11 protein-coding genes are annotated in these 13,125 nt (G+C 39.7%); all 11 read left to right on the top strand.

What is annotated here, in order from left to right; all coding sequences use genetic code 11:
- Positions 1-52: 52 nt before the first annotated feature.
- The 11 genes from ilvB to KVT27_RS11005 all read left to right on the top strand — a co-directional run bounded on the left by ilvB (position 53) and on the right by KVT27_RS11005 (position 13,073).
- Entirely contained in the window at positions 53-1,819 is a 1,767-nt protein-coding gene (ilvB, locus tag KVT27_RS11055) for a biosynthetic-type acetolactate synthase large subunit (protein WP_217581287.1), read from the top strand.
- Entirely contained in the window at positions 1,816-2,331 is a 516-nt protein-coding gene (gene ilvN, locus KVT27_RS11050; RefSeq protein ID WP_036126735.1) for an acetolactate synthase small subunit, read from the top strand. The genes ilvB and ilvN overlap by 4 nt, the downstream gene beginning before the upstream one ends.
- A 96-nt stretch (positions 2,332-2,427) precedes the next feature.
- Positions 2,428-3,462, top strand: coding sequence for a ketol-acid reductoisomerase (ilvC, locus tag KVT27_RS11045; protein ID WP_036148906.1), 1,035 nt, complete (start codon positions 2,428-2,430; stop codon positions 3,460-3,462).
- A complete protein-coding gene (locus KVT27_RS11040) occupies positions 3,449-4,984 on the top strand; it encodes a 2-isopropylmalate synthase (RefSeq protein ID WP_036148898.1) in 1,536 nt (511 codons plus the stop codon). Before ilvC ends, KVT27_RS11040 begins: the two co-directional genes overlap by 14 nt.
- A gap of 175 nt (positions 4,985-5,159) precedes the next feature.
- On the top strand, positions 5,160-6,260 hold the full coding sequence (gene leuB, locus KVT27_RS11035; RefSeq protein WP_036128076.1) for a 3-isopropylmalate dehydrogenase: 1,101 nt from the start codon (positions 5,160-5,162) through the stop codon (positions 6,258-6,260).
- Between the two features lie 17 nt (positions 6,261-6,277).
- Entirely contained in the window at positions 6,278-7,687 is a 1,410-nt protein-coding gene (leuC, locus tag KVT27_RS11030) for a 3-isopropylmalate dehydratase large subunit (RefSeq protein ID WP_036148893.1), read from the top strand.
- Between the two features lie 30 nt (positions 7,688-7,717).
- Positions 7,718-8,308, top strand: a complete 591-nt coding sequence (gene leuD, locus KVT27_RS11025; RefSeq protein ID WP_036148892.1) for a 3-isopropylmalate dehydratase small subunit — start codon at positions 7,718-7,720, stop codon at positions 8,306-8,308.
- Between the two features lie 196 nt (positions 8,309-8,504).
- Entirely contained in the window at positions 8,505-8,675 is a 171-nt protein-coding gene (locus tag KVT27_RS11020) for a hypothetical protein (protein ID WP_008180501.1), read from the top strand.
- A 75-nt stretch (positions 8,676-8,750) separates the two neighbouring features.
- On the top strand, positions 8,751-9,635 hold the full coding sequence (gene rbsK, locus KVT27_RS11015; protein ID WP_036148891.1) for a ribokinase: 885 nt from the start codon (positions 8,751-8,753) through the stop codon (positions 9,633-9,635).
- Between the two features lie 267 nt (positions 9,636-9,902).
- Entirely contained in the window at positions 9,903-11,753 is a 1,851-nt protein-coding gene (locus tag KVT27_RS11010) for a dynamin family protein (protein WP_036126721.1), read from the top strand.
- A gap of 102 nt (positions 11,754-11,855) precedes the next feature.
- Entirely contained in the window at positions 11,856-13,073 is a 1,218-nt protein-coding gene (locus tag KVT27_RS11005) for an RtcB family protein (RefSeq protein WP_036148890.1), read from the top strand.
- The last annotated feature ends 52 nt before the right edge of the window (positions 13,074-13,125 follow it).

The raw sequence follows: 13,125 nt of genomic DNA, 5'->3' as shown, positions 1-13,125 counted from the left end.
TTAATCTACAACACTGATGTGTGAGTTTGAAAGAAATAAAGGAGGCATATTGATGAGTGCGAATGTTTCAATCAATGAAAAAGAACAATTAGCAACAACTGCAACAGTTGAGCAAACCTATCAAGCAAAGGACGGGGCCGATGTACTAGTGCAGGCATTGCACGATCAGGGTGTTGAAATCATCTTTGGCTATCCAGGTGGTGCTGTATTACCAATTTATGATGCGATGTATAAAAATCCAATCCGTCATATTTTAACAAGACATGAGCAGGGTGCCATCCATGCGGCGGAAGGCTATGCGCGTGTTTCAGGGAAAACGGGTGTTGTCATTGCTACAAGTGGCCCAGGCGCAACAAACCTTGTTACAGGGATAGCCGATGCCATGATTGATTCCATACCTTTAGTGGTATTTACTGGTCAGGTTGCGACTTCTGTTATTGGCACAGACGCTTTCCAAGAAGCGGATATTATGGGTATTACTACACCAATTACTAAGCATAATTATCAAGTACAAGATGTAAATGACATCCCACGTATTGTCAAAGAAGCTTTCCATATTGCCAGCACAGGTCGTAAGGGGCCAGTTGTCGTTGACTTCCCAAAGGACGTTTCACAAATGCTGTTTGATGTAGAAAATCCGCCTCAAGCACCAGATGAAATTTATTTACCAGGCTATCAACCAACCTATAAGCCTAACTACTTACAAATCCAAAAGGCGATACAAGCAATTTCTTTAGCAAAAAATCCAGTCATCTTAGCTGGTGCAGGTGTTCTTTTTGCAGACGCACGTGAAGAATTAACAGCATTCGCTGAAAAATACCGTATCCCTGTAACGAATACTTTACTAGGCTTAGGCTCCATCCACGGTGAACATGAATTATTCCTAGGGATGGCCGGCATGCACGGTACGGCAACAGCGAACACAGCAATAACAAAGGCAGACTTATTACTTAATATTGGTGCTCGATTTGACGATCGCTTAACAGGTAATTTAGCTACATTTGCACCAAATGCGACAATTGTTCATATCGATATTGATCCTGCTGAAATTGGTAAAAACGTACCGACAGATATTCCGATTGTGGCAGACGCAAAAGAAGCATTGAAAGCGATACTGAAAAAGGATTTTGATGGTCCTGATACAACGGATTGGCTAGCCTATTTAAGAAATCACGCCAATGAGTATCCATTATGGTATTGCAAGAATGATCATGATCAGGAAATTTTACCACAAGAGGCATTGCGATTAGTTCATAAAATTACAGAGGGTGATGCCATTGTGACAACAGATGTTGGTCAGCATCAAATGTGGACAGCGCAATACTATCATTTAAATAATGATCATGCATGGGTAACGTCTGGTGGACTTGGTACGATGGGCTTCGGCTTCCCAGCCGCAATTGGTGCCCAATTTGCGAAGCCAGACAAAAAAGTTATTTCGATTGTAGGAGATGCAGGGTTTCAAATGACTGCACAGGAGCTGTCCATTCTACAGGAATTTAACTTACCAGTAAAAATAGTGATTTTGAATAATAGCTGTTTAGGAATGGTTCGCCAATGGCAAGAAACATTCTATGAAGAGCGCTATTCATCCTCACTTATGCCAATCCAACCGGATTTTGTTAAATTGGCGGATGCATATAGCATTAAAGGCTATCGCATTAACACAATTGATGAAGCGGAAGCTATTTTCCGAGAGGCATTACTTTCTGATGAGCCTGTGTTGATCGATTGTCGTGTGAAACAGCTTGAATGTGTATACCCAATGGTAGCACCAGGCAAAGGCCTACATGAAATGATTGGGGTGAAAAAGAATTGAAACGAGTAATTACCGTAACTGTGATTAACCAAAGTGGTGTGTTAAATCGATTAACAGGTTTACTTATGAAACGTCAGTTTAATATTGAATCCATTACAGTTGGTCATACAGAGCAACCGAATTTTTCAAAAATGACATTTGTTGTCAATGTAGAGGATGAAGGCAAAATTGAACAACTGGTGAAGCAATTATCTAAACAAATTGATGTATTAAAGGTCAATGATATTACTGAAAAATCAATTGTCCTGCGAGAACTAGCACTAGTAAAGGTCATTTCACCACCAAATTTACGCTTGGAAATGAATTCGATTGTCGAACCGTTCCGTGCTCAAATAATTGACACAGCTAAAAATGTAGTGACGTATCAAGTCGTAGGACACCCAGACAAAATAGATGCCTTTATTGAACTCATTCGACCATATGGCATTAAAGAACTTACACGTACAGGAGCAACTGCCTCAGTTCGTGAAACACAAAAGATCTCGAATCCGCAGCTCTCTATTTTAAAATAGTTTGCCTATAAAATTGATAGCTTTAGATGTGAGCACTACCAAAATGACATGCATCTAGAGCTGTGAAAATAAACCAAATTCTAGGAGGAAACAACAATGGCTACAATGTACTATGAACAAAATATTAACGAGGAAGTATTAAAAGGAAAGAAAATCGCTATTATCGGATACGGCTCACAAGGTCATGCACATGCATTAAACCTAAAAGAATCAGGCTTTGACGTAGTAGTAGGGGTTCGCCCAGGAGGATCTTTCGATGCTGCTAAAGCAGATGGTGTTGACGTAAAAACAGTGGCTGAAGCAGCACAAGAAGCAGATGTAATCCAAATTTTACTACCAGATGAGCGACAAAAAGCTGTGTATGAGGCAGAAATTGCTCCACATTTACAAGCAGGGAAAGCGCTAATGTTTGCACACGGCTTCAATATTCACTTTGGGCAAATTACACCACCAGCAGATGTAGACGTATTTTTAGTAGCGCCAAAAGGGCCAGGGCATTTAGTTCGTCGTCAATTCCAAGAAGGTGCTGGTGTACCAGGTTTATTCGCTATCCATCAAGATGCAACGGGCCAAGCAAAAGATTTAGCACTTGCTTACGGTAAAGGCATTGGTGCCGCACGTGGTGGCCTTCTTGAAACAACATTTAAAGAAGAAACAGAGACAGATTTATTTGGCGAACAAGCAGTACTTTGTGGTGGCGCAACACAGCTAGTAAAAGCAGGATTTGAAACGTTAGTGGAAGCAGGCTACCAACCAGAATTAGCATACTTCGAAACACTACATGAGTTAAAGCTAATTGTTGATCTAATGTTTGAAGGTGGAATGGCAACAATGCGTTACTCCGTATCAGATACAGCAGAGTGGGGAGATTATGTGGCAGGACCACGCATCATCGATGAGTCTGTAAAAGGTCGTATGAAAGACGTGTTAACGGATATCCAAGATGGTACGTTTGCTCGCCGTTGGATTCAAGAAAATGAAAATGGTCGTCCTGAATATACAAAGTTCAAAGAGGCTGGTGCGAACCATCAAATCGAAGAAGTAGGCGCAAAACTACGTGAGATGATGCCATTCATCAACGAAGGTAAAGAAAAAGTGGTAAGAGAAGTGGCGACAAGTGCGAAAAATTGATATTTTCGATACTACGCTTCGCGATGGTGAACAATCTGCTGGTATCAATTTAAATACAGCAGAGAAAATAGAAATAGCTAAACAGCTTGAGCGCCTTGGTGTGACAATTATTGAAGCAGGGTTTCCTGCTTCGTCACCCGGTGACTTTGATGCAGTCCATCGCATTGCTGAAACAGTAAAAAATTCAGTTGTAACGGGCCTTGCTCGTTGTATCCAAAAGGATATTGATACGACATGGGAAGCTATTAAAGTAGCCCAACAACCACATATTCATATTTTTCTAGCTACTTCGCCCATCCATATGGAATACAAGCTGAAAAAATCACCAGAACAAGTGATCGAGCAAGCGGTTGAAGCCGTTAAATATGCGAAAAAATACTTTCCCCTTGTACAATGGTCTGCTGAGGATGCATTCCGTTCAGATCGTGAATTTTTAGTACGAATTATGAATGAAGTGGTTGCCGCTGGGGCCACAACGATTAATGTCCCTGATACAGTCGGCTATGCCTCCCCTTACGAATATGGTGCATTATTTAAGTATTTGCTGGAAAACGTAAAAGGCGCTGATAAAGTCAAATTTTCTGCCCATTGTCATGACGACTTAGGAATGGCAACAGCCAACACATTGGCGGCAATTGAAAATGGTGCTGCACAAGTGGAGGGAACAATTAATGGCATTGGAGAGCGAGCAGGCAATGTAGCGTTAGAAGAAATTGCCGTAGCCCTTCATATACGTAAGGATTTTTATCAGGTAGAAACAGGAATACAACTGCAAGAGATTAAACGTACGTCCCAATTAGTCAGTAAATTGACAAACGTTGTGATTCAACCAAACAAAGCGATTGTTGGGAAAAATGCATTTGCACACGAATCGGGTATTCATCAGGATGGTGTGTTAAAAAATCCAGAAACTTATGAAATTATTTCACCAGCACTGATTGGTGAAGGAGAAATACCTTTAGTTCTTGGAAAACATTCTGGTCGAGCAGCCTTCCGTGATCGAGCTGAAACAATGGGCTTTGATCTATCAGATGAAAAGTTGAATAGGGCGTTTATAGAATTCAAAAAACTGGCGGATCGTAAAAAGGAAATTACAGAGGAAGATTTACTGACTCTTCTTACGGAACAGCAAATTCAGTTAGAGGATGTGCCACTATTTGAATTGAAAATGGTTCAAGTGCAATATGGTACAGAAAATATTCCGACGGCCACAGCCATTGTGCTAACACCAGAGGGATTAGAGAAAACAGTAGTTGCCACTGGTTCTGGGTCAGTAGAAGCCATTTTTAACACGCTAGAGCAGCTAGTACCAAGTGCTGTTCATGTGATTGATTACCGTGTGACATCAGTGGGTAAAGGCCGTGATGCACTTGGTGAAGCTGTTATAAATATTCGTTATGATCATGTATCGACGACTGGCCGCAACTCCTCTCAGGATGTTTTGGAAGCATCGGCGAAAGCTTATTTAAATGCTATTAACCGTCATTTAATAAAAGATAGTCTTCGTGCACATCCAGTTTAATTAATCGTCCAGTTTTACAAGTAGTGAAATGTGTGAGGTACCATTCACAAGTCGGATGCAATAATCATGGCGTATAAGGTTAATCAAGAAAATTGAATACGCTCATCACTCATAAATTTGGTGAGCGTCTTTACTAAATTAGCGAATGCGCTATATAAAGAAGGGTGTTTTGATGATGGAGAAAAAAATTACAGTACTTCCTGGTGACGGAATTGGGCCAGAGGTTGTTGCTTCTGCTGTGCGTGTATTACAAGTGATTGGTAAACGGTTTAATCATACTTTCCATTTAGGGTATGGAACAATCGGGGGCGCTGCCATCGACCAACACAATAATCCACTACCAGATGAAACAATTGAGATGTGTGAGAATAGTGATGCGGTTCTACTAGGAGCAGTTGGAGGGCCAAAGTGGGATCAGAATCCACCTGAATTACGCCCTGAAAAGGGATTATTGCGAATTCGCAAACACTTTGATTTATTTGCTAATCTACGTCCTGTAAAGGCGTTCCCGAGTTTACTAGATGCTTCACCATTAAAGCGTGAAGTAGCTGAAAACGTTGATTTAATGATTGTTCGTGAACTAACAGGTGGCGTATACTTCGGGGAACCACGTATGCGTACTGAAAATGGCGCAATTGATACAACTGTTTACTCGAAAGCAGAAGTAGAGCGTATCGTTGAAAATGCCTTTGAGCTAGCACGTTTACGTGGAGGCAAGTTATGCTCTGTTGACAAGGCGAATGTTCTTGAAACAAGTCGTTTATGGCGAGAAGTCGTAGAAGCAAAGAAAAAAGAATACCCAGATGTTATGGTGGAACATAACCTAGTAGATTCTGTAGCGATGAAACTGATTACAAATCCTGGACACTATGATGTAGTAGTTACAGAAAACATGTTCGGGGATATTTTAAGTGATGAAGCATCTGTTATTACGGGTTCTTTAGGTGTATTACCGTCGGCATCTATTCGTGGAGATAATTTTGGCCTATATGAGCCAGTACACGGGTCAGCACCTGAGATTGCAGGGCAAGGAGTGGCAAATCCTGCAGCAACTATTCTTTCTGTAGCGATGATGCTTCAATACTCGTTTGGCTTAAAGGAAGAAGCAGCAGAAATTGAACGTGCCGTAAGTGCGGTATTTGATGATGGTTATTTTACAGCAGATCTTGCCCGTGATGGCAGTCGCGTTTTATCAACAAATGAATGGACAGACAAGGTTATTAATGAAATTGATACTAGTTTTGTTTCACAAAGCATTATGACAACATATATTTAAAGAAATAGGTGAAGACAATGGGTAAAAATATAATTGAAAAGATTTGGGGTAAACATGTTGTTTATCAGGAAGAGGGCAAACCGGACCTGTTATATATTGATCTTCATTTAATTCATGAAGTAACTTCTCCGCAAGCTTTTGAAGGACTTCGGATGAATGGACGTCAAGTACGTCGTCCAGATTTAAGCTTTGCAACAATGGATCATAATGTTCCAACAAAAAATTTACCAACCATCCATGATCCGATTGCACGTAACCAAATTGAAACTTTAGCCAAAAATGCTGAAGAGTTTGGTGTTGAACTTGCAGGTATGGGCCATCCTGATCAAGGAATTGTCCATGTGATTGGACCAGAGTTAGGGCTTACACAGCCTGGCAAAACGATTGTCTGTGGAGACTCACATACATCCACACATGGTGCATTTGGAGCGATTGCCTTTGGTATTGGAACTTCTGAGGTAGAGCATGTATTATCGACGCAAACATTATGGCAAAATAAGCCAAAGACAATGGAGATTCGTGTGGAAGGGGAGCTATCAGTCGGGGTAGCCGCTAAAGATATTATTTTAGCCATTATTGCAAAGTTCGGAATTGGAGTCGGCACAGGATATATTGTGGAATTTACTGGAGAGGCTATCCACAAACTGTCCATGGAAGAACGGATGACGATATGTAATATGTCGATTGAGGCTGGTGCCAAGGCAGGGCTTATTTCCCCTGACCAAACAACAGTAGACTATATTCGTGGTCGTAAATATGCGCCACAAGGTGAGCAATTTGAGGAAGCAGCTAACTATTGGTTAAGCCTAGCTTCTGATGAGAATGCTACTTACGATACAGTTCGTATTATTCAAGCGGAAGAAATCGAGCCTATCATTACATGGGGAACCAATCCATCGATGGGTACAGGAGTTTCTGGCCACGTCCCAACACGAGCAGATTATAAAGATGAATCCGATAAGGCAGCACTTCAAAAAGCTCTTGATTATATGGGCTTAAAGGAAGGGCAACCATTAACGTCCATTGATATCCAGCATGTCTTTATTGGCTCCTGTACAAACTCGCGTATTAGTGATTTACGTGCAGCTGCGGATGTTATTAAAGGAAGAAAAGTACATGGCGATGTTACAGCAATCGTTGTTCCAGGCTCTCATACTACAAAAAAACAAGCAGAGGCAGAAGGCTTAGATAAAGTCTTTATAGACGCCGGCTTCGAATGGCGAGAGTCAGGTTGCTCCATGTGTTTAGCGATGAATGATGATGTGGTCCCAGCTGGTGAACGCTGTGCCTCCACATCCAACCGCAATTTTGAAGGACGTCAGGGAGCTGGTTCTCGTACACATTTAGTATCTCCACCAATGGCAGCTGCAGCCGCAATTGCAGGTCATTTTGTAGATGTACGTGAATTTGTAAAGGAAACTGTGTAAAGCTTGTTTTTACACGAAGGGATGTTGAAAATGGAACCAATTAATATCGTAAATAGTGTTATTACACCACTTGATCGTAAAAATGTGGATACAGACCAAATTATTTCAAAAGAGTTTTTAAAGCGTATTGAGCGCACAGGCTTTGGACAGTATTTATTTTATCACTGGCGCTTTGATGCAGACGGCAATGAAATAAAAGACTTTGTATTAAATAAACCAGCATTTAAAGAGTCAAAAATTCTAGTAGCACAGGATAATTTCGGCTGTGGTTCTTCTCGAGAACACGCACCATGGGCCATATTGGATTATGGATTTAATGTCGTCATTGCGCCTTCCTTTGCAGATATTTTCCATAATAACTGCTTTAAAAATGGGATTCTTCCTATTAAGCTAACAGAAGCGGAATGTGATGAAATTCTAGCGAAGGGCAAAGAAAATCCATATTCAGTGGAAGTGAATCTTGCAGCACAAACGGTATCAGATGAGGATGGAACAGTTTATCATTTCACAATTGATCCATACTACAAGGAAACATTGCTAAATGGTTGGGATGAGATTGCCTTAACTTTTAAATACGAGGACCATATCGCTGCTTATGAAGAGAAGCGAGTAGCTTATTAACCTATTTTTGGAGACTGAAGACAAACTAAGAGTTGTCTTCAGTTTTTTTATGCGTTTGCAAATATCCATGCAAATAAATATGGATAGAATGTGAATAGAAGTAAATTTAACAAGAATATTCTGAATAAAAAATTGTGAATAAATGGTATATTTTGATAATGTAGAAGTAGCAAGTTATTTGAAAGGAGAATTGATTATGATTACTTATTCAGTTTCCTGTATTTTTTGTAAAAAGACGTTTGAGGTTGTGGAAGGGACAAGAAAATATACCTTGTATAAAAGAAATATGAAAGGAAAATTCTCCTGCGAAGATTGTGATAGTAAAATTGAACGTGAGGCTAGAAAAGGATTATTAGGAAAACTTTAAAAAGCTTTTAAAACACCCTGTCCTTGACCTTTTTTCTCCATTAAAATAGAGCTTAGAAGAAAGGTAGGGACATTAATGATTACAGTTATAGGAAGTTTAAATATGGATTTAGTTGTACAAATGAATGTTTTTCCAAAGCAGGGAGAAACCATTCTTGGCCATGCATTTCGAACAGTTCCAGGAGGAAAAGGGGCAAATCAGGCAGTTGCGGCTGCTCGACTTGGAAGTGATGTGGCGATGATTGGCTGTGTCGGTCAGGATAGCTTTGGTGAAACATTATGTGCAGGTTTACTGCAAGAGCAAGTAAAGACAGATGCAATTGTTCATAGTGCTACAGCTCCAACAGGTATTGCTAACATTCTTATTTACAATCAAGATAATCGAATTGTAGTGGTGCCTGGTGCAAACTATGAATTAGCACCTACACATATTGAGGCATCCAAAGAGTTGATACAAAAAAGCCAAATGGTGATCATTCAACTGGAAATTCCAAAAGAGACAACAGCATATGCCATTCAACTATGTAAAGAGGCGGGAGTGCCAGTATTATTAAATCCTGCACCAGCGGCAAATTTTGATAAACAGTGGATGAAGGATATCGCCTATTTAACGCCAAACGAAACAGAATGTGCAGAAATTTTTAACGAGCCCATCGATCAACTGCTAGAAAAGTATCCTAATAAGCTCATTATAACGCTAGGAAGTGATGGTGCGCGTTATTTTGATGGTATATTTCCCGTTCATATTCCAGGCTATATGACGACTGCTGTGGATACAACTGGTGCAGGTGATACCTTTAACGGTGCACTAGCGCATGCCTTAGTAGAGGGTCAATCATTAGATGAGGCAGTGTACTTTGCCAACCTTGCTGCTTCATTGTCTGTTGAAAAATTTAGTGCACAGGGAGGCATGCCTACACTTGGTGAAGTTTACGCGCGTATGGCGGGCACCGGGGAATAGTATTCCAAAAGGAACAGATAGATCTAAATAGCTATAATAAAGGTTATTTACGCTGGCAATTTTAGTAAAATTCATAAAATTGGCTATTTCTTTTAGTCTGAATTGTGAATGAAATGTGAAATGACATTGTATCAGTATAAGGATGAATTCCTATTTGATGTATAAATGCATAAGTATATTGTCCTCTTTTCGTTGATCTATATATTAGTAAAGCATCAGTATCATTTATAATGATCTTATAGATACATACGAAAAGAGGTTTTGAGGATGACGAACATTGACCATACGCCAATCGAATATACAACCTCAGCGAATAATATATTGCCACAATTTGTTGATCAGCTTCGACAATTGTACAGTATTATTGTCCAAAATACATATGTGAAAGATACAGCTAAACATTTAAATCGTATTATTCAAGATGCTAATAACCAAACGATGATTTTAATTGTCGGTAAACAACGAGTAGGCAAAACGACACTAGTCAACGGACTCCTTGGACGTGAGGTTTTATCTGTAAATGATCAACATCCGACAGGTGTCAATACATTTATTCGATATGGCGAACAAGAAGAGATTAAAGCCTATTTTTTAGATGGCGTTGTAGCCATATTTGATCTTAGTAAATTAGAACTACTGACAACAGGTGATACATTTGCTTCGCAGATTTTACGTGAACATTTAGATTACTTAGAAGTATATTTAAAAAATGATTTATTAAAATCTGTGACAATCATTGACTCGGTTTCCTTAGAAGCTGGGGGAGGTGAAATGGCCTATTTCTCTGAAGCACTAATGAACCGTGTAGATGAAATTTTTTGGGTTTTACGTGCCGGCTCTAGGGCGATTGATGCTGAGCTTTTATTAATGGATACGTTAAAGCATAAAGGAGTGGAGCCTTTATGTGTCATCAATGGTATTGATGCTGATGAGCATGCAGACGCATTTATTACTGCTGAACAACAACGTATTGGCCATTTGATGAGTGATTTTATAGCTATTTCTGCAACGAATGCACTGGCAGCCAAGCAAACAGACAACCTTGAGCTTTGGCAGAAAAGTCAATATGACCATTTAATAGCTCACATACATCGTGTGGCTGAAAATAGTGAAAAAAAAACCTATGCCATTTTAATTCGCTTCTTACAATGGCTTGAACGGTTCCGCTTCGAATTAACTGTAATTCCACGACGTGACCCATTTCAGTCTGCTGTTGAGAATATTGAAAAGTACGCAGGCGATACCCAATTTGAGTTTTCTCGCTATCAGCGTGACTTAGCGATAGTTAAGGAATATGAGCAAGAATATGAGCAAGTGGCCAATACATTTACACATGTTCAAACCCTTTATCAGCTCTTACAAACTATCTCGCAACATGATTATTTACAAGATGAGAAGGTAGAAAAATTTACTGAAATCGCTGTATATTATCAACAAATGTTACGGGAGTATCGTACTATGCACAGTGAGTATTCACGAGAATATGAACGCTTAGATGCACAGCATAAAAAGATACATGGTAAAGGGCTTATGAAGGCTATCTTCGGTCAACATACCCAAAATGAGTTTTTCAAAGAGCGTGTGCAAAAATTAAATGAGCAACAAGTGGTTTGTGTAGCTCAATACGACAATGTACTGCAAGCAGAAACGTCCATGTTGCAAGCAGTTCGAGACATTCAACCTTATTTAGTCAATTTAGTAAAGGAACGTATGAGTCGTATTGAACAAAAAGTGCAGGAATTAAATCAACAACGTGCGAAAGAGAAGCGACAATTAAAGCGTTATGCTGAAAAACTAAATGAATTTTCATGTTTAATTGAAGCACAGGGCTATATTAAGGACCATCTTCAACCTTTTTTAATGCAGGAACAAATGCCACTAAAAGCAAAGGATCTAGAAATGCTTGAAGAAACGGTGCAGGCTATTTTGAGCATCGATCTTTCGAGGAATGGTTTATTGGCACGTAGTCAAATGAATAATAAAATGGAGAGTATTGCTATACCTTTTGATGTGGAGGAAATGTATCCACAGCAATGCTTAACCTTACAAGAAGAAGATGTGAAATCGAACGATATTCCAGAGATACCAAATAAACTAGCCATACAATACGAAGAATAAACTTTACAAAACGTTCTAAAAGAATCAATCTTTTAGGGCGTTTTTTTATGGAATGAAACATATCATACCATTTATACGTATAAATGGTAAGGAGGGGTAAAAATGATTGAAATTAAAGGACGTTATACGGATGCTAAAATTTATGCTGAAACAGCATTGCCATCAGCGATCGATCAAATTCAAGAATTGACGAATCAGGCGTTTATGTCAGGTACAAAGGTACGTATTATGCCTGATTATCATGCAGGGAAAGGCTGTGTTATTGGCACGACCATTCACCTACAGGAGCGGGTTGTGCCAAATCTAGTCGGTGTGGATGTGGGCTGTGGTGTATTTGTAGCGCAATTAGATGTAACGACGGTTGATTATGAGAAACTCGATACTATCATTCGAACGTATGTACCGAGCGGTCAAGAGGTTCATAAGGAACTATCGCCTGACCGACAATTTTTAGCGTTCGAAGGTAAACAGTTCAAAGCAAGTGGCTTTAAGGATGAGTATACGAATCTATCGTTAGGGACACTTGGTGGAGGCAATCATTTTATTGAATTGGCTAAAGATGAGGAAAATCAGTACTATTTACTAATTCATACTGGTTCACGTTATGTGGGGGCAAAAGTAGCAAACTGGCATCAAAAAAGAGCCTATGACAATCTACGTCAGCAAGAGTTGACTAAAAAAATAGAGGACTTTAAACAACAAGGGCGAGAAAAGGAAATCCAAGCGATGATTCAAGCCTATAAAGAGAAACATCCTGTGGTTCCGAAAGAGTTAGCCTATCTGGAGGGCGAACATTTCCATGACTATATTCATGATATGAAAATCGCGCAGCAATTTGCGCAGATGAATCGTTGGACTATTGCTGAAACCATTGCAAAACATATGAATTGGCAGTTGATAGATACATTTGATACGATTCATAACTATATTGAGACGGAGACAATGACGCTACGTAAGGGAGCCGTCCGTGCCAATAAAGGAGAGAAGCTTGTTATTCCTATGAATATGCGTGATGGATCACTTATTTGTATAGGAAAAGGCAATGCTGATTGGAATAATTCAGCCCCACATGGTGCAGGTCGTATGTACTCACGCCGTGCCGCTAAAAAAGCATTGAATATGGAAGATTTTAAAGAGACGATGGAGGGAATCTGGACAACATCAGTCAATGAAGAAACATTAGACGAGGCACCAATGGCCTATAAGCCTATGGCAGAAATTACATCTGCGATTGGAGAAACAGTGGATATTATTAAGATGATCAAGCCTGTCTACAATTTCAAAGCGAGTGAAGCCGCTAAGCCTTATGAGAGAAAGTGAATCCCTAAGTACCTATCATCAATAGGGCGGTATGTATGGTATAATATAGCTT

The organism is Lysinibacillus sp. GbtcB16 (genome assembly GCF_019091145.1).
In the GTDB taxonomy this organism is placed as follows: domain Bacteria; phylum Bacillota; class Bacilli; order Bacillales_A; family Planococcaceae; genus Lysinibacillus; species Lysinibacillus fusiformis.
The sequence above is the reverse complement of the archived record's forward strand: the minus strand, read 5'-3'. Positions and strand labels throughout refer to the sequence as shown.